This is a genomic window from Tessaracoccus zhenghani (genome assembly GCF_054552775.1).
This window is the reverse complement of the sequence record NZ_CM137275.1, coordinates 2,532,019-2,548,679: the sequence shown is the minus strand read 5'-3', so window position 1 is coordinate 2,548,679 and position 16,661 is coordinate 2,532,019. Positions and strand designations below refer to the sequence as shown.

At 64.5% G+C, this 16,661-nt stretch carries 22 protein-coding genes and 1 pseudogene; 8 read left to right on the top strand and 15 right to left on the bottom strand.

The window, feature by feature from the left end; genetic code table 11:
• Positions 1-77 precede the first annotated feature (77 nt).
• Positions 78-701 (bottom strand): primase C-terminal domain-containing protein, encoded by a 624-nt coding sequence (locus ACX1DX_RS12025; protein WP_459396790.1) that lies wholly within the window; start codon positions 699-701, stop codon positions 78-80.
• On the opposite strand from ACX1DX_RS12025, the gene ACX1DX_RS12020 reads away from it, so the two are divergent.
• Positions 594-1,756, top strand: a protein-coding gene (locus tag ACX1DX_RS12020; protein WP_459396789.1) for an IS3 family transposase whose coding sequence is annotated in 2 segments (ribosomal slippage) — positions 594-878 and positions 881-1,756 — 1,161 coding nt in all. Because the reading frame shifts where the segments join, the coding sequence is not laid out codon by codon here. The genes ACX1DX_RS12025 and ACX1DX_RS12020 overlap by 108 nt on opposite strands.
• A gap of 10 nt (positions 1,757-1,766) precedes the next feature.
• On the opposite strand, the gene ACX1DX_RS12015 is transcribed toward ACX1DX_RS12020, so the two are convergent.
• The 7 genes from ACX1DX_RS12015 to ACX1DX_RS11985 form a co-directional block, all read right to left on the bottom strand.
• Complete coding sequence (locus ACX1DX_RS12015) at positions 1,767-2,321, bottom strand: hypothetical protein (protein WP_459396788.1); 555 nt, start codon at positions 2,319-2,321, stop codon at positions 1,767-1,769.
• A 330-nt stretch (positions 2,322-2,651) separates the two neighbouring features.
• The gene (locus ACX1DX_RS12010) at positions 2,652-3,215 is read right to left on the bottom strand and encodes a hypothetical protein (RefSeq protein ID WP_459396787.1); all 564 of its coding nucleotides are present in this window, start codon (positions 3,213-3,215) and stop codon (positions 2,652-2,654) included.
• A 140-nt stretch (positions 3,216-3,355) separates the two neighbouring features.
• Complete coding sequence (locus ACX1DX_RS12005) at positions 3,356-3,706, bottom strand: hypothetical protein (RefSeq protein WP_459396786.1); 351 nt, start codon at positions 3,704-3,706, stop codon at positions 3,356-3,358.
• Between the two features lie 179 nt (positions 3,707-3,885).
• Positions 3,886-4,140 (bottom strand): hypothetical protein, encoded by a 255-nt coding sequence (locus ACX1DX_RS12000; RefSeq protein WP_459396785.1) that lies wholly within the window; start codon positions 4,138-4,140, stop codon positions 3,886-3,888.
• Positions 4,141-4,178: 38 nt separating this feature from the next.
• Entirely contained in the window at positions 4,179-4,439 is a 261-nt protein-coding gene (locus ACX1DX_RS11995; protein WP_182762945.1) for a helix-turn-helix domain-containing protein, read from the bottom strand.
• Positions 4,439-4,573 carry a hypothetical protein gene (locus tag ACX1DX_RS11990; protein ID WP_459396784.1) on the bottom strand — a complete coding sequence of 45 codons (135 nt, stop codon included), beginning with the start codon at positions 4,571-4,573 and terminating at the stop codon, positions 4,439-4,441. Before ACX1DX_RS11990 ends, ACX1DX_RS11995 begins: the two co-directional genes overlap by 1 nt.
• On the bottom strand, positions 4,543-4,740 hold the full coding sequence (locus ACX1DX_RS11985; protein WP_459396783.1) for an alpha/beta hydrolase fold domain-containing protein: 198 nt from the start codon (positions 4,738-4,740) through the stop codon (positions 4,543-4,545). The genes ACX1DX_RS11990 and ACX1DX_RS11985 overlap by 31 nt, the downstream gene beginning before the upstream one ends.
• A gap of 399 nt (positions 4,741-5,139) precedes the next feature.
• On the opposite strand from ACX1DX_RS11985, the gene ACX1DX_RS11980 reads away from it, so the two are divergent.
• The 4 genes from ACX1DX_RS11980 to ACX1DX_RS11965 all read left to right on the top strand — a co-directional run bounded on the left by ACX1DX_RS11980 (position 5,140) and on the right by ACX1DX_RS11965 (position 7,178).
• Positions 5,140-5,382: a hypothetical protein gene (locus ACX1DX_RS11980; RefSeq protein WP_459396782.1), complete on the top strand. Its 243-nt coding sequence runs from the start codon at positions 5,140-5,142 to the stop codon at positions 5,380-5,382.
• A 180-nt stretch (positions 5,383-5,562) separates the two neighbouring features.
• Positions 5,563-5,844: a MazG nucleotide pyrophosphohydrolase domain-containing protein gene (locus ACX1DX_RS11975; protein WP_182781861.1), complete on the top strand. Its 282-nt coding sequence runs from the start codon at positions 5,563-5,565 to the stop codon at positions 5,842-5,844.
• Between the two features lie 98 nt (positions 5,845-5,942).
• Positions 5,943-6,467, top strand: a complete 525-nt coding sequence (locus ACX1DX_RS11970) for a GNAT family N-acetyltransferase (RefSeq protein ID WP_459396781.1) — start codon at positions 5,943-5,945, stop codon at positions 6,465-6,467.
• A gap of 57 nt (positions 6,468-6,524) precedes the next feature.
• Positions 6,525-7,178 carry a hypothetical protein gene (locus ACX1DX_RS11965; protein WP_459396780.1) on the top strand — a complete coding sequence of 218 codons (654 nt, stop codon included), beginning with the start codon at positions 6,525-6,527 and terminating at the stop codon, positions 7,176-7,178.
• Between the two features lie 42 nt (positions 7,179-7,220).
• Here the strand turns inward: ACX1DX_RS11965 and ACX1DX_RS11960 are convergent, their stop codons facing one another.
• The 3 genes from ACX1DX_RS11960 to ACX1DX_RS11950 form a co-directional block, all read right to left on the bottom strand.
• The gene (locus ACX1DX_RS11960; protein ID WP_459396779.1) at positions 7,221-7,622 is read right to left on the bottom strand and encodes a type II toxin-antitoxin system VapC family toxin; all 402 of its coding nucleotides are present in this window, start codon (positions 7,620-7,622) and stop codon (positions 7,221-7,223) included.
• A gap of 190 nt (positions 7,623-7,812) precedes the next feature.
• Positions 7,813-8,742 (bottom strand): integrase core domain-containing protein, encoded by a 930-nt coding sequence (locus tag ACX1DX_RS11955; RefSeq protein WP_459396778.1) that lies wholly within the window; start codon positions 8,740-8,742, stop codon positions 7,813-7,815.
• A 17-nt stretch (positions 8,743-8,759) separates the two neighbouring features.
• Entirely contained in the window at positions 8,760-9,077 is a 318-nt protein-coding gene (locus ACX1DX_RS11950) for a helix-turn-helix domain-containing protein (RefSeq protein WP_459396777.1), read from the bottom strand.
• Positions 9,078-9,131: 54 nt separating this feature from the next.
• Here ACX1DX_RS11950 and ACX1DX_RS11945 point away from each other — a divergent pair.
• The 3 genes and pseudogenes from ACX1DX_RS11945 to ACX1DX_RS11935 form a co-directional block, all read left to right on the top strand.
• Positions 9,132-9,314 (top strand): annotated as a pseudogene (locus tag ACX1DX_RS11945) (integrase core domain-containing protein); the annotation flags it as partial.
• A 549-nt stretch (positions 9,315-9,863) separates the two neighbouring features.
• On the top strand, positions 9,864-11,195 hold the full coding sequence (gene brxD, locus ACX1DX_RS11940) for a BREX system ATP-binding protein BrxD (protein ID WP_459396776.1): 1,332 nt from the start codon (positions 9,864-9,866) through the stop codon (positions 11,193-11,195).
• Positions 11,195-13,330 carry a DEAD/DEAH box helicase gene (locus tag ACX1DX_RS11935; protein WP_459396775.1) on the top strand — a complete coding sequence of 712 codons (2,136 nt, stop codon included), beginning with the start codon at positions 11,195-11,197 and terminating at the stop codon, positions 13,328-13,330. Before brxD ends, ACX1DX_RS11935 begins: the two co-directional genes overlap by 1 nt.
• Before the next feature lie 77 nt (positions 13,331-13,407).
• Here ACX1DX_RS11935 and ACX1DX_RS11930 read toward each other — a convergent pair whose 3' ends face one another.
• The 4 genes from ACX1DX_RS11930 to ACX1DX_RS11915 form a co-directional block, all read right to left on the bottom strand.
• Entirely contained in the window at positions 13,408-14,625 is a 1,218-nt protein-coding gene (locus ACX1DX_RS11930; RefSeq protein WP_459396774.1) for a phage/plasmid replication domain-containing protein, read from the bottom strand.
• Between the two features lie 62 nt (positions 14,626-14,687).
• Positions 14,688-14,870, bottom strand: coding sequence for a helix-turn-helix domain-containing protein (locus tag ACX1DX_RS11925; protein WP_459396773.1), 183 nt, complete (start codon positions 14,868-14,870; stop codon positions 14,688-14,690).
• 147 nt (positions 14,871-15,017) lie between these two features.
• Positions 15,018-16,151 (bottom strand): tyrosine-type recombinase/integrase, encoded by a 1,134-nt coding sequence (locus tag ACX1DX_RS11920; RefSeq protein WP_459396772.1) that lies wholly within the window; start codon positions 16,149-16,151, stop codon positions 15,018-15,020.
• Entirely contained in the window at positions 16,135-16,506 is a 372-nt protein-coding gene (locus ACX1DX_RS11915; RefSeq protein ID WP_459398218.1) for an FDXHR family putative zinc-binding protein, read from the bottom strand. The genes ACX1DX_RS11920 and ACX1DX_RS11915 overlap by 17 nt, the downstream gene beginning before the upstream one ends.
• Positions 16,507-16,661: the final 155 nt, after the last annotated feature.

Sequence of the window (16,661 nt, the reverse complement as noted above, 5' to 3'; positions counted from 1 at the left end):
CGTCTCACGGGTCTGAGGGAAGAGCCGCTACAAGAGTGAAGAAGGGCACCCCCTCAAGAGTGCCCCTCCTCACTATCTTAAACAGGAACTAGTCCGGTTCGCTTGGCATCTTGCCTGTAGCGCCTGATGGTTCTTGGGTCAACTTCCAACTCCAACGCCAGCTCAGCATCGGAAAGCGTCCAATGCTCCAGGACGAAGTCGAACCGTTGCCCTGCACGCTCATGCCGCACGGTGTCGGCCTTCTGGAGATTCCTGCTTCGTGCAGTCTGTTGAGCCTCCGTGTTCCTGCTTCCTCCTTTCCGCGCAAGCCTTTGGAGGTATGGGTTACTGCCTCGCCTGGACTTGAAGGCTGAGCGAACTGCCCTGGCCACCTCGACTTCGGAAAGGGGCTCAGGGAGCGCATTGTTGCGTTCTTGGAGCTGGGCCTCGGCTTCGCCCAGCGGGACGCCTTGGCAAGCGAGCCCCTTGGCCAAGGTGAACACATCCGCGTTCCGACCATCCCCGGGACCTCCACCACCGGGTCTGCTGCATGAGTAGGTGACATCTGATCTGGCTTGCCCCCAACTATGGGGCAGGTCTGGAAGGATGCCATCGTGCCCAAGCCCTACCCTGACGAGTTCCGCAACGACGTCGTTCGTGTCGCTCGGAACCGTGAACCCGGAGTGACGATCGAACAGGTCGCCAAAGACTTCGGAGTCCACCCGATGACCCTGCAGAAATGGCTGAAACGAGCCGACGTCGAGACCGGCGCCAAGCCCGGCCAGACCCGCGCAGAGGCCACGGAGTTGCGGGAGGCCCGCAAGCGGATCCGGTTGCTGGAGCAGGAGAACGAGGTCCTGCGCCGCGCGGCGGCGTATCTGTCGCAGGCGAACCTGCCGGGAAAAGGTACTACCCGCTCGTGAAGGAGCTCGCCGCCGACGGTATCCCCGTCACGGTGACGTGCCGGGTACTCAAGCTCGCAAGACAGCCCTACTACCGGTGGCTGAACGCACCCATCCCCGAAAGCGAGGTCGTGGCTGCCTACCGCGCCAACGCCCTGTTCGACGCCCACCGCGATGATCCGGAGTTCGGGCACCGGCTGCTGGCCGACGAAGCCCGTGACGCCGGGGAACCGATGGCCGATCGCACCGCGTGGCGGCTCTGCCACTCCAACCGGTGGTGGAGCCGGTTCGGCAAGAAGAAGGGCAAGAGCCCCCGTCCAGGCCCCGCCGTCCACGACGACCTCGTCAAGCGCGAATTCACTGCCCAGAGGCCGAACGAGTTGTGGTTGACCGACATCACCGAACACAAGACCGGCGAGGGCAAGCTCTATCTGTGTGCGATCAAGGACGTCTACTCCAACCGCATCGTCGGCTACTCAATCGACTCCAGGATGAAGTCCCGGATCGCGGTGAACGCCCTCGACAGTGCCGTGGCCCGCCGCGGCGACGTCGCCGGCTGCATCGTCCACAGCGACAGAGGATCCCAGTTTCGTTCCAGGAAATTCCTGCGGGCCCTGACCCGTCACGACCTGCTCGGATCGATGGGAAGGGTGGCGGCGGCTGGTGACAACGCCGCCATGGAATCGTTCTTCAGTCTGCTGCAGAAGAACGTGCTCGACCGCCAATCCTGGGCCACCCGTGAGGAGCTGCGGATCGCGATCGTGTCCTGGGTCGAACGCACCTACCACCGCCGTCGGCGACAGTCCCGACTCGGCCGCTTGACCCCTGTTGAATTCGAGACAATCATGACCACACCAGCCGACCTGGCTGCGTGACTAGAAACTGTCACCTATCCGTGCAGCAGACCCCACACTTGGCGGTAGACTCGATGAGCGCCTTGGCGGTACTCACGGCGAGTCGAGGATCCGAGTCCGCCGTGTCCGACAGCCGGTTCAGATGGTCGAGGATCGCCGATGGATCGTCCAACGCCGACAGCGCTGCGGCGCTCAGGGAGGGGGCGTTGCGTCCTGCCCCGGGATCGGTAACCGCGTACGACCATTTCCCGACGTCGAACCCCGCTTGCGTCAGGGTAGTGCTCCACTTGTCCCTGACTGGTTGCAGGTCGTAGTAGCTATCGCCGCTCTTCGAGCGCAGGCCAATCTCCTGCATGACGTCGCTGAGGACCGTGGTCAGCTTCGCCCTATCTTCGATGGAAGTGAGGTCCACTCCTGCCAGGTATTGGCGCACGAGTCCTCGTCGCACACTCGTGTCGTCTCCGCTGTCTTGGGGAGGTCCCAAGCTGATCCCGTTGTCCTCGAACAAGGCCTCAATCTGACGAGCAGGAACATCCGTCAAGTAGTCCAACAAGAGCCGCCGTAGCTTCGGAGTGAATTGCGCCATGACTGCACGCTAGCTGTTACGCAGCGATCAGAGCGACGCCTGGTTGACCACGCGGTACGCCTAGGAACGTTCGTCAGGTCGCACACGCCACACGTGACGGTGCTGAAAGTCCCTCGGAAACCCAGCAGCGAAATCTTCACCCATCGCAAGATCGACCGCGAGGCCCGCGCAGCCGCGGACGTCCTTTGAGGGATCCGTTCCCGGCGCGGCATGAGAGTGAGTGCCAAACCCCGGAGGCGGGCGACTGAGCTGAGGCATGCGTCGGTCAACCGCCACGTTGTCGCGCTCCTCGGGCGCCAATACACTGCCGAACAGGCCATGTCCCACGTCTTAATCGCAGGTGTCGCATCGCCCGCTTAGCGGCAAAACGAGATGACAGGTGGGGCATACATGCTCGGGACGCTCGATCTTTGGTTTGCCCATCAGAGAATGTCTCTGGACATAGAGGTCAGTCATTTTGGGGACTGCATCCTCAGGAACTGATGGCGCATATGCGCGGTAACAGGCCAATCTGTCCTCGGCGGCGATTTGCTGCAAGAGGGCTTTGTCGCTGATGGTTCCTTGGGGGTGGTTCCGGTTGTAGTAACCGTCACCGACCCCGCCCGTCTCCTTGCGCACCACCAACGCGGTAAGTGGAGGGAGTCCCTCACGGAGGGTGCGCAGCAGCACCACCTCGAGCACCTGACCGATCCAGTTGGCCAGCAGCATCTTGGTTCGGTACCCGGTCCGCTCCTGGATCGCTGCAGCGAGGTCCTCGTAAGTGATGGAACCTCCGAAGACGGAGGCGATCTGCTCGAGCTCGGGCAGCGTGGCTTCGGCCCAGGCGTTGGTTGCCTCGGTCCAGTCGACCTTCTTGGTCGGCTGGCTTTCGTGCCACGTACCTGGAGACGCCATACCCGCCCCTTTCCACTCCGTTGGGCCTGGGCCAGCCCTGACAGTGCCGCTTCCCAAAGGATAACGTTGGAGCCGAGGGACCTCCGTCTGCACACTCACACGGGACCTGAGACTGCTGGCCCCGCGGAATGGTATGGCCATCAAGCCCAATCCGGTGCCCTTACCCTAGCCAGGTAGGCGGCCACGTCGAACTCAGCCAGACCCAGCCTGTCTTCGGCGGTCTGAATCTCGGCGGGCGTGAAGAGCGGCTGGTACCAAGGCAGAATGACGAAGGCCTCGACGGAGTAGTCGAGCCGGTGGTTTGCGAACAATTTTTCGAAGCCGTATTGATAGCCCGTTGTGGCCAGCAGGCGCTTAGCGGCTCCTACCGCTCCGTAGTCGCTCAGCATCCGTATGAAGACCGTAGGATGGTAGTGGAGTTCCCGGGCCATGAGGTCGACTGCGTGCTTCATGTCGGTTTGAAAGCGGGCGGCCAGGTCATCTGCATTCACCCAGTCATTGTTGCGTGGACCGGCAGGATCCTCTACATCCTCTCACTGCTCCTACGGGGAGAACCAGCAATCACCACCTGAAGCACGGCAGGGGATGGAGACCACCGCGACGAACCAACCGCGGCATGTGCGGATGTTGGGGATTCCGTCTCAAGACGCCCGACGCGCCGATTCGCGGATCATAGACATACGCGGTCGTCGATCTCGGGGTGGCCAGGGTCACCAGATCCCCCACCGCACAGAACGTGCTGGTCGTGGTCTCCGGACTGCCCCGGGTGGGGTGATCGTGTGACGGTGGCGCCCTGCTCGGTGACGGCCCTCGTCACCTGCGAGAAGCCGGTGTCGAACGCCGTCGTGAGCTCCGTCGTGGGCACGTTCCGCCGTACCGCCGCCGCCTCCTGCGCATCGATGGTGCTGATGCTGAACTCGGTCATCGAAATCTTCCTCGGCCCCCACGTTGGAGCCCTCGTGTTCAGTAGGCGCCGGAACCGGCTCGGCGTCGCGGCTCGTCGAGGACCAGCAGATCGCCCACCTCGCAGTTGAGGACCCGGCAGATGGCCCGGAGCGTGGAGAAGCGGACGGCCCGGGCGCGGTCGTTCTTGAGCACGCTGAGGTTGACCACGCTCACCCCCACCAGTTCGCTCAACCGGGTCAGAGTCATGTCGCGGTCTGCGAGGAGCGCGTCGAGACGACAGTGGATGCCCGTGTCCTCCTCAGGCTCGGCCGGGACCATCAGACGAGCCCTGCCGTGTCGCGCTGGAGTTCCTCGCCGTAGCGGAAGGCCGCCGCGACGGCCGCGAGCGCCAGGCCGCTGAAGATCGGCCAGAACGCGATGGTCAGCCGCAGTTGCGGCGCGGGCAGGAGCACTGAGGGATCTTCCAGCCCGAGTCGTGGAGGGCGGCGGGGAAGGGGTGTCGCGGGGCGAGGCGGTAGTCGACCGAGACGATCACGACACCCAGTTGCCGGGACGTGTCGCGGCAGATGAGTGCCTTTGCAGTTGCCGCCAGCAGCGGTGCGCCCAGCGCATGCCACACTGCTGTCCATGGCGAACACACGAGCAGTACCGCAGTTGGTCCTGGGCGGTATCGGTGCCGCTCTCACTGTTGCAGGCATCATCACCTTCGCACTCACGGGACCGGACCCGAGTTCCTTCGGGTGGTTCGCCTACGCCCCTCTTGCGGACCAACCGTGGTCCACCACCCTGGTTCTGCAGCCCGAACAAGTCTGGGGCTTAGCCCTGGTCTTCGCCGGCTCGCTCGTCGTAAGCGGAGTTGTCGGGTTTCAATTGGGAGCACGTCGTCATCAGTGATCGCAAGAGGGCAGCGTGCGCTTCGGGAGCTCGGGTGCCGAGCGCGGCATGAGCGAGCGTGTGCGACGCAACCGACACCCGTCAGTGCCTTCACACAGCGCGCCTCCGGTGGCATTCTCGGAAGATGACCGTCTCGCCACTGCCCCGGCGCGGGATCTCACTTGAAGGACGCGACCGTGCTGGCCGTGTGCTGCGCGTCTCGACGCATTCCGAGACCAGCAGGAACGTCTTGTCCATCTGGGAGGACAACACCTGCCAGGCGACGGTCCGGCTGTCACCCGCGGACGTCGCCGAACTCATCGGTGCACTCGCGAGCGGCATCGCAGAAGCGAGCGAGCGTAAGGAGCTCGGGAGCAACGTCGGCTGACCCCCCCGCACCCACTCGCCCCTGACGGTTGTACGTGCCTCGCGGTGGCTTGATAGGCCCGACGACGACGCTTGCAAGGGTTCCGCGACTCCGTACCGAGCCCGGGTCAGGGTGCCCGGCTCAATGCACAGGGCGCGGCAAGAGCGTGCAGACGCGATCTGATCGGGTAGCGTGCCAGAAGTGAGCTCGATCCTTGCCCTCCTGGACCTCTACCTGATGGAGAGAGGCATCCCGATGCCAAGCGGCGCGAGCGCACGGAAGGTTGCAGAGGAGTCGATCGAGCTTGTCGAGGTGTGCAGCCGAAGTGACCCCGACCGAAAGGCCATCATGCATGAGTTGGCAGATGTCGTGCTGGCCGCCGCAGTGGTAGCGCACCACCACGGGTTCACGGTTGAAGAAGCGATTCGAGCAAAGTGCGAACTGGACACGGGCCGCGAAGCACGACGTTCCGTAAGGCCGTGAGCAACCCTCCGCCCATGCGATCGATCTGCGGCGGCATCACGCATGTCTGTACCACCTCCTCGGAGGCGTCAAGGATGCACACTTGCTAGCCTGACGACGTGCTTCGGCTTCACGTTCCATCGCCAGAGGAGTTCACGATCCGGCAGGCATGGCTGCTTGATCCAGAAATGATGGCCTACAACGCCGGCTGGCCTCTCTCCTACGCTGGGTATAACCCTGCCACAGGCTGTATCGACCGGCCCGAGGGTGCCTGGCCGGCATTCGAGGCGCGGCTCGCGCGTCCGGCATCAGAGCAGGGTTACTACTTCGTTCAAGAAGATGAGACCAGCGAGTTCCTGGGCCATGTCCACTACGAACTCCACTCCGACGGCACGGCTCACATCGGGCTCAACGTGATACCTGCTCGACGTGGAACTGGGCTTGGCATGAGGTTCATGAATCACCTGCTCGAACGGATCTGGCAAGACACTGAAGCAGCAGCGGCGATCAACGAGTTCGAGGACGGTCAACTCGATGCCGTGCATCTCCACCGGCGCTGTGGCTTCGTCCCTGAGCCGACCACACCGAGTGCGCACGGCCGCCCAACCCGCGCGTGGCGCCTTCTAAGGTCCGGCTCCCAGTAGGGATCGCGCCTTGCGGCATCATGAGCGCACGACGGTCTGTGGGGCAGACTGGTTGGGGTGACGAACATAGTGCCCGCGAGCGACGCGAAGTCGGCTGAGTGGCTGCTGCAATCAGGTGCTTGGTGGTGGCATCTCGTGCGCTATGGGCCGCCGGGGTTTGACGTCTATGTGCGCGTCGCCTTCGCAGAAGACGACGAGGAGGAAGACACCGTCCGCGCAGCTCTGGTCACCTTGGCCTCCCACACGTCCACGCCGGACAGGGGCAACGTGGCCGTGTGGGAAGGCTGGAACGGCCACCCGAACCCACCTTCAGCGCCGCGCCTGGAGATTCCCAACCGAGAGATGCTGCTCTTCACCGGCCCTCTCGAGATGCTGCGTGATGCTCCGGCGCTGGCTTGGGGAGAGACGCCAGGTATCTATGTCCCGCCTCACCTGGTGTGGCCCGCGGATCAAGGTTGGTGCTTGGCGTGCGAGGTCGACGAGGAAATCGAGTTCACCGTCGGCTGTTCCGATCGGGTGGCCCATGCCCTTGCCAGCGCGTTCCCGGGCCGGGTGCGGCGGGTGCGGTACGGGGAAGAGGCTCCGCTCTACCGCGACGAGGTGGACGCACCACTCAATGACGCTGGTTCTCGGTCGACCGAAGAAGTCATCTACATGCCGCTTCCGCGCGGGATCCATGGCGGTGCCATAAGGGCCACCGAGGAGGCCTGAAGCGCAAGCATCAGATCCTCGATCTGCGCGGCAACCGCGACGTCAACGATGGGTCTTGACGACCTCGATGGTGCAGCGTGGGCCGGTGGATCGTGCGAGGCGCCTGTCGCCGGTGAGCAGGGGCGCCTGGAGTGCTTCGGCGAGGGCAACGTAGGCGGCGTCGTAGATGGTGAGATTGTCGCACAGTTCCCAGCAGCGAACCAGCAGCGAGGTGTGCTCGACGCGCTGGAGTGGCAGTTCCTGCAGGTCGTCAAGAGCAAGCCTGACCCGGCGCGGGTCCAGGTGGCCGCCGCGTGCCAGGCCGCGCCACACCGAGGCCACTTCGAGGTCGATCAGTGCGGGTGCGGCGAGTTGTTCACCGCGCAGCCTGTCCCGCACTGTGTCACCGTCCTGGCCGTCATCGAGAAGGGCGACGGCCAGGACGCTGGCGTCAATGACGAGCACGATCGGACCGCAACGTGCTTACCGCGTCGGCCAGTGGCAGCGATCCGCCGGCGCGCCCGCCGGCCCGGGCCAACACCTCGTCCAGCGTCGGCTGGGCGGCTTCGGTGATCAGCTTCGAGCGCAGGCCCGCAAACTGGGCCGTACCCTGAAACGCCGCGCTGAGGACATCCTCGGCTACTTCTGTCCCGCGTCAAGTAGTTGGCAGGATTTCTTCTTGTTCAAAGGTGGGGACGGTCGCGCTGGCGCGGCCGAGGTGGACCTCGAGGGGCCGGTTCCAGGCGATCGCCTCGTGAGGGCGCTGGGTGTTGTACTCGACGCGGTAGTCCTCAGCTCGTTCGACCAAAGTCAATGCGTCAGCGATCTCATCGAGGAACAAGCGTTCGTACTTCAACGTGCCGAACCCGCGTTCGCGTGAGCCGTTCTGCCCGGGGCTCTTGACCCGAGTCCGGACGTGTCTCAGCTCGGGGTGCGAGGTGATGAACAACTCGAAGTCGATCGACCGGAACGGGCCACCGTTGTCGGTCACGATCGTGACCACGGGCAGCACCTCACCAGTGATCTCATTGATCGGGCAGGCATCGGCCAACGGGTGTCCGAACAGGGCCTCGTAGTCAGCCAACGCGAGCTCGACCGCGGCGATCGCGTCGTGCTTGTTCCCGGTGGGTGAGACATGCCACGGGTGCTCATACTTCGAGTACCAATCCCGGCATCCTGCGATCCGCCACGTCCCACCCGCGGTGGTCTCGAACTCGGAGAAATCCAACTGCCACACCTGGTTCGGGCCATCAGGCATCTTCGCGAACGCGGCCCTCCGGTCAGCGGCGAGTTCACGGCGCTGCTTCTGGTATTCCGAGGCCAGTAGCAGGCCCTCGTCACGCAGCAGCCGCAGCACGGTCGCCTGAGAGACCTTGTGCCCGTCATGGCGGGTCAACGCCCAAATCTTGCGATGCCCCCACGCCGGCTTGGCCAGCGCATGACCGACCACCAGGTCCCGCGCAGCGCTACGGGCAGGCTGGGGCCACGGCCCCTTCGGACGGCGATCCTGACGGGCCTTGGCCTGCCACCGGCGCCACGTGCGTTCGGGCATGTCGATCAGCTTCACGAACCTCGCGGTCGACATGCCCGCCTCCCTGCGGATCACCTCGAGGTCCTCGAAGGGCCCAACCTGCCCTCCGCCGACTTCTTCCACACCCGAATCTCGACAGCAGCCTCACCCAACGCCTGAGTCAACTCCGTGACCTCAGCCTCCAACTGCTGCTCCCGAGTTGAGGGCCCGGACCTACCCGCCGCGAGCCCAGCCTTGCCTGCTTCGAGGAAGTCTGCTTTCCACCGACCGATCGACTGCTCGCTGACCTTCTCCCGCCGAGCAGCCTCAGCGATCGTCATCTCTCCAGCCAGGATGCTCAACACAATCCTGATCTTCTTCTCCACCGGGATCACTGGTGGTCTTCCCATGTCGGACTCTCCTTCAGGACCTACATAACGGCCCTGCCACTAAGTCTGACGCGCGACAGGTTCAACCGCGTCATGCTCGAGGAATGGGCCTATGCCCAGCCCTACACCTCCGAAACCCAGCGAGTCGCCGCCTTCGACCAATGGCTGCACCATTACAATCACCACCGAGGCCACACCGCGCTCAAGGGACATCCCCCAGCCGCGCGCGTACCCAACCTATCCGGGGTGAACAGCTAGCAATCCTTGAGCGGCAAAAACTTGGCGACCGCGAGGTGGCGTCATTTCACGAGAATGGGCATGGTGGCCTTACTACGAATGAAGTGATACCGCGTCGCCGCCACCGACCCGATGCCCAGATCGTAACCCTCGACGCCTCACTGCTGGCCGAGCGGTGCGTGGTACGCCTAGATAGCCGTGCAAGTTCCGGTGCCCAGTACTTGGATGGTCCCGTCGACGGTCCAACTCCACTTGCACCCGATTGATGAGATTCCAAGTTTTCGGGAGTGAAACTTGGAACTTCGGGGCGACGCTCAAAGTTCACCGGCACTTCGCTTGGTACTCTCGCGGCATGGATCCCGCTCGCTTCACGTCCAGACGGTTTGGCACGGTCGAGCGCGAGCCTGGGAAGAAGGCTTCCTTTCCGTACTTTCACCGGGCACCGACGCGCGAGCTTGAGCTTGGATCCGGAACGGTTCAACTGCTATCGGAGGCAGATGCCGCAGTGGGACAACTCCAAGGACTCGCACAGGTCATCCAGGACCCTGAGCTTTGACCAAAGGACACAACGTGGCTGAGGTGTCGCCGCGCCGCCGTCGTGAGGTCATCGACGCCCTGCGTCGGGGGACTGTGCCCGCGAACGGGCTGGACCTGCTCGCCGTGGGGTTGGACCGGTTCAGTACGGCGATCGGCTCTGAGCTTGCCGCTGCGTCCGGTGGATCCGCCGTCTTTAAGGCGGTGAGGGGCGAGTACGGCTCGGGCAAGACCTTCTTCACGCGACATCTCGCCGAGAGAGCGCTGCGGCTCGGCTGGGCCACTGCAGAGGTCCAGATCAGCGAGACCGAGACTCCGCTGCATCGGCTCGAGACGGTCTACCGACGGATCACGGAGTCGCTGCACACCGCGACCGTCCCGCCCAGCGCCTTCCGCTCCGTCCTCGACGGCTGGCTCTTCACCCTCGAATCCGACGCCACGGAGGCCGATGCCGCGCTGCTCCACGCCTCGGACAGCGAACTGTCCGCGGCCGTCGAACGGCTCATGGAGGCGCGGCTCGCGGCCGTCTCCACCAAGACCCCCGCGTTCGCTCAGGCCCTGCGCGGCTACCGCGCGGCCTCGCTGACCGGTGACGTCGCCACCGCCGACGGACTCGCCGCGTGGATCGGCGGCCAGCCGCACGTCGCGGCCTCGGCCAAGCGAAGCGCCGGCCTCCGCGGCGATCTCGACCACTTCGGCGCCATGGCCTTCCTCCAGGGCCTCCTCACGGTGCTGAAGGACGCCGGCCATCCCGGGCTGCTCGTCGTGCTCGACGAGGTCGAGACTCTGCAGCGCGTGCGTGGCGACGTCCGCGACAAGGCCCTCAACGCCCTCCGGCAGCTCATCGACGAGGTGGACTCCGGCCGTTACCCCGGCCTGTACCTCCTGATCACAGGTACCCCCGCCTTCTTCGAGGGCCCCTCGGGTCTCCCACGCCTGCCGCCGCTGGCGCAGCGCGTCCACACGGACTTCACCACCGACGCCCGCTTCGACAACCCCCGCGCGGTGCAGGTGCGGCTCCCGGGCTTCACCCGCGAGAGCCTCGTCGAGCTGGGCGGCAAGGTCCGCGACCTCTACGCGGACGGCGCCGACGATCCCGAACGCCTCCGGCAGGTGATCGACGAGCATTACATCGGCGACCTGGCCGACGCCGTCGCGGGTTCGCTGGGCGGCAGGGTCGGCGTCGCTCCTCGGGTATTCCTCAAGAAGCTCGTCGGTGACGTGTTGGACCGCGTAGACCAATTCCCTGACTTCGATCCGCGCACCCACTACGCGCTCACCGTCGACGCGGAAGAACTCACGTCAGTGGAGCGCAACGCCGCGAGGGGCGCGACATCGCTCGATGAGATCGAGCTCGACACCGACTGATGAGCGGTTTCGACGCACTGCATCCGGTCGTGCAGCACCACATCGTCAACTCCCTGGGATGGCAGGATCTCCGCCCGCTGCAGGACGCCGCGGTTGAGCCCCTCATCGCTGGCGAAGACACCCTGCTGCTGGCGCCCACCGCGGGAGGGAAGACCGAGGCGGCGGTGTTCCCGATGCTGACTCGCATGGCGTCGGAGGATTGGGCCGGGACATCGGTGTTGTACATCTGTCCACTGCGCGCACTCCTCAACAACCTCGAGCACCGCGTCAATTCCTACGCGAGATGGCTCGGCAGGAGCGCCGCCGTGCGGCACGGGGACACTGCCCAAAGCGTGCGGCGTCGCATCGCCGCGGAGCGACCGGACGTTCTCATGACTACCCCCGAGTCAATCGAGGCGATGCTTGTCTCCAGCACTCTGGATCCGCGCGTGCTGTTGGCGAACGTGCGGGCCGTCATCGTCGACGAGGTGCACGCGTTTGCGGGCGACGACCGGGGCTGGCATCTCCTCGCTGTCCTGGAGAGGCTCACGCATCTGACCGGCCGGTCCATCCAGCGCATCGGCCTCTCCGCCACTGTGGGCAACGCCCCCAGCCTCCTGGGGTGGCTCCGAGGCTCCAACGCGCCCTCCGGAAAGGGCGGGCATGTGATCGCACCGCCGTCTGAGTCGTCCGTGACCCCGGACGTGGCGCTCGACTACGTCGGGTCGATCGACAACGCAGCGAAGGTGATCTCGCTTCTGCACAGGGGAGAGAAACGTCTCGTCTTCGCCGACTCGAGACGCACTGTGGAACATCTCGGGGTGAGGCTGAGCGACTTGTCCGTCGACACCTTCGTCTCTCACTCGAGTCTTTCCGCGTCGGAACGGAGTCGGTCGGAGACCGCGTTCGCTGAGGCTCGCGATTGCGTGATCGTCGCCACTTCTACGCTGGAGCTCGGCATCGACGTCGGCGACCTTGACCGAGTCCTGCAGGTGGGTGCACCCACGACCGTGGCCTCGTTGCTCCAGAGGCTGGGGCGCACGGGTCGTCGGCCCGGTACCAGCCGCAACATGACGCTGTTGGCCAGCAGCGACACCGAACTCATCCGCGGCACGGCGCTGCTTCTCCTCTGGTCCGAAGGCTTCGTCGAATCAATCACGGCTCCTCCGACGCCCGCACATATCGCAGCCCAGCAGATACTGGCAATCACGCTCCAGGAGGGGCGCGTGGGTCGGCGCACGTGGCGCGACTGGATCGGATCTCTCCCCCTCGTCGAGAGCCAGGACGAGGAGCGTCTCGTCTCCACCCTTCTCGAGCGTGGCTGGCTCGACAGCGACCAGGACATGCTGATGGTAGGACCGGAGGCGGAGGGACGCTACGGCCGCCGGCACTTCATGGAGTTGATGACGGTATTCGCCTCGGACCCCCAGGTGACCGTGCTGCACGGCCGCACAGAAATCGGGACGGTCGACCCGATGGTCCTGCTGACGAAGGTGCAGGGGCCGCGTCGGATCGCGCTCGCCGGGCGTTCGTGGGTGGTGACCTCCGTCGACTGGGATCGACGCCGCGCCTACGTCGAGCCCTCCGAGGGCGTCGGACTCGCCCGGTGGATGGGGTCGCCCTCGCCGCTGAGCTTCGAACTCGTCGACGCCATGCGACGGGTCCTCCTAGGCGCCGAACCGGATGGGGTCGAGCTGAGCAAGCGGGCCCGCAAGCGGCTCGAAGAGTTGCGCACCGAAATGGGCGATCGTGTCGACGCTGGGCGCACCGTCCTGCTGCATGAATCCGGTAACACCCGGTGGTGGACATGGGCGGGAAGCAGAGCCAACGCCGTGCTCTGGGCAGCCTTGGACCAGGTGGCGCCTCACCTGTGTGACGAGGTTTCGTCATTCACCAACGATCACGTGGTCCTCCATCGCGACACGACAGGTGCAGGTCTCCGTGACGCGCTGTCCCGCGCCGTGAGACTTTTCGGTGCGGACTTGGCCAGCGTCGTGCCTGAGGTCAGTGAACGCGCCATCCAAGACCTGAAGTTCTCCGACATGCTCCCCAGCGACTTAGCTATCCGGACTCTGGCCGCCCGTCTCTCCGACCATCCCAGAGCCGCAGAGGTTGTGGCCCGTGGGCTGGTGGAGAGACGAAGCAGCGAGGGCTGACGAAGTCTCGCGCGCCTGGTGACGCTGCGGCGACTCCGCATACAGGCGACGTCAGAGCGGAGGGAGCACGCCGCTATTCATGCAGCAGACGTGCACGGCGGGGTCCAAGGCCGCAGCTCGCCCGCTTCGAGATCGAGGTGCTGGTCTGCTTCACCGAGGAACTCGACCTGCGTCCCAGGGACGATGCCCAACCTCCGAGCTTCTGCCCTGTACTGCTTCAGCTGGGATGGGCTGAGCACCTCGTGGGCCATTCCTGCAGCGTCAAGGTACAGGTCCCCGACGAGGCGCCGCTTCTTGAGGTCCGGTAGGTTGCTGAGGGCTTCCAGGAGGCCTGTCGAGCTGGGAAGCGGGGATCCCCATCGAGTGGCGCTCCACCGCTTGCTGAGCGCGTTCCAGCAGTTCGCACTCGTCACCCCGGAGAGCTTGGCCAGGCCTGATCCGTTCAGACGGTCCTTCTGCAGTTGCGCTTCAAAGCGGAACTGCCGCCCTCCGGAGAGCATGAAGCTCTCGGTGATCCCATGCGTTGCGAGCTCGGCGGTCTTGTCGTAGAGCCGGTCCATTCCAGACTGCTTGGTGGCGTTGACGAGGGTCCAGCCACTCCGAGCGGAGTTGTACTCGACCTTGCTCTTGCCATGTGCGGGCTGCACCTTGGGGAGAACGGCCTTGACCAAATCGGGTGACGCCACGTCGAAGTTGCGTGCGATGTCCAGGCGCTTCACGCGAACCAGATCCTGCCAGTCCGCGTCCCAGATCTCTTCCCCGTTGGGGTCGATCGTGACGAAGGTGGGGCCTGCGACGTGGGCGACCTTTTCGATGAAGGTCTTTACCAGCAGCGGCAGGGCTTCCGGGTCCGCAAGATTGCTGGACTTCTGGTGCAGGAGGCGAGCCGCGTTGAACTCGAGCGTGCACACATTGTTCTGAGGGTACAAGCTGACGCGGACGTCTCCCCCGGTAGTGGCGATGGCGCCGACGTAGATCTCATCCTGCGTATTTGTCCCTGGACGATTTCGGCTACTCTGCCGGGTCCAGAAGGGAGAGAACGTAAGGGAGGTGTCGGAGGCTACATCGAAGGAGACACGCACCGTATCGATACCCCACTGTTGAGGGTCATGAGCCATCACTGCATTGATGTTGTCTTTCATAGTCCTATTACCTTTCATAGAGCTGTTAGTTAGCGAAGTAGGCCAGTTTTCGTCCGTTTGACCAGCCCTGAACACAGGTGGGTTCACGTGGGTGCGGATCAGGAGGTCGCGGTCAAAGTTCGCAATCTCGGTGACGTTCAGCTGATTGGGCATGGGTGTTCTTCTCGTGAAGGGCGGTTGGAGAGAGGCTCCGGGGTGAGGGGCGCTGGGGATGCTCAGGAGCCCCGGAGCTTTTCGACGTAGTTCTCCAGCGATGAACGAGGGATCCTGGTGGAGCTTCCGATCTTGACCCTCTCCAGCTCGCCATTCTGGATGAGCTGATAGATGCGGGTCTTTCCGATTGCGAGGGATTCCTTGACCTGTTCGATGGTGTAGAGCTGTGCTGAGGTGGTCAACATTTCATTCCTTGGGATGGTGCGTTGTTTGTATCTCCACTGTGTCGTGGACCGGGGGTTCTGTCTGGGTGAACTGGGGTGGATGTTCTGGACCGGCGGCGAAGGCCCCCGGTCGCTCGTGGCGCCATACATTGCTGTCCCTGATGGGCCTCAGATTGCGAGGAGCGCGGCTACCTTTGCCACCCCCTCGGCGGTTTCGGCCACGCTCAGGTGACCGTAGGTGTCGATGGTGGTCCTGATGCTGGAGTGGCCGAGTATCTGTTGCACCCGACTGCTGTCCAGCCCCACTTTGAGCAGGAGGGTGGCCGCGGTATGCCTCGCGGCATGGACCCTGAATTCGGGCAACCCCGCGGCGCGCAACTGCCTGTACCAGGCCTGCCGGTCATTGCCTGGATCGATGGGCGTCCCCTTGCCGCTGACGAAGACGAACCGTTCAGCGTTGTAAGAGCCTCCGGCGAGCAGCTTCCGTTCAAGCTGTGCAGCCCGGTGCGCCTTGAGGATCTTGACCTGACCGTCCGAGAGCCGGATCGAACGCCTGGATCGCTCGGTCTTAGGCTCTACCCGCACCAACCCCCTGCCTGTCTGCCTTTGGAGCGTGGCACGCACCTGTAGCTGCGGTTCGGGCCCGTCCAGGACGATGTCATCCCACGTGAGCGCCAGCAACTCCCCCTGGCGGAGGCCCAAGGTGAGGGCCAGGCTGACGCGAGCGCGAGTCTGATGCTCGCCGGGCGGGATCGACCCCAGGAGCGTGCGGGCCTGCCCTTCCGTCATAGCCTTGACCCTCAACGCACTCTTCTTCAGCGGGACCGCGCTCGTGACAGGGTTGAGGTGGACGTCCCGGTGCCTGACGGCCATGTCGAACGCCTGCTTGAGGATGCTGCGCGCCTGTCTCACGGTGGAGCTGGCGAGGTGCTGGCTGAGGGCGAACTGCCACGTTTCGACCGCCGCCACGGTGAGCTCGGTCGGGCGCAGTGACCCCAGACGCGGGACGATGTGAGCATCGATCGTGTGCCGGTAGCCCGTGATGGTTGAGTAGCGGATGTCGGGGGTCTTCCTCTCGAGCCATACCTCCAGCAGTTCTGCGATGTTCCTGGGCTGCCCTACCCTGCGCGAGCCCTTCTCCGCCCGCTCGAGCCTCGCTGTCCAAGCCTCACGGGCACCCGCCCTGGTCTTGGCGCTGGACTTGCGGCGGACGAGCCCGTTTCCCTCGTCGATGTACCCCTGCTTGTACCAGCGCCCGTCATACTTGTAGGTGCTGCCTTCGCCGTTACCGTTCCGAGCCATGGCACCTGCTACCCGACGTCGGCTGGCTCCGCCCTGCAGACACCGGGTTGTTCCGGCGCCCCAGCGTGGGCGCACCCATCTCTGCACCTCCGTCTCCATTGGTGGTGCGCAGAGCGAGGCTCTGCGACACGCTACGGACCCACTTGCCGTGCCGCTGGTGGAAACCGTTCGATTCCATCTCTCGCGGCGTCTTGCACCTCCGCCGCTTCGGTCCACGATGGACTCCGTGGCGGCCGATCCTGTGGCGGTCCGCCGTGTAAGCGCCGCCGAACGTTTCGTGGCAGGCAGGGCAGTGCTGAGCCCTGCTTCCGCGCCACGCCTTCCCGCACTTGCGGCAGGTGAAGCACTCCCTCATCAAATTTCCCTTCATAGTCTTTTCAAAACGCGACCATCCCTCGGTAAGCGTCGACGCGTGACCCATACGCGCGCTGTTACAATGTCATTACGACGGAACAGTGAGCGCCAGGAACCTCCTCGTTGACACTCGTACAACGGGTGTAGGTGTAACAG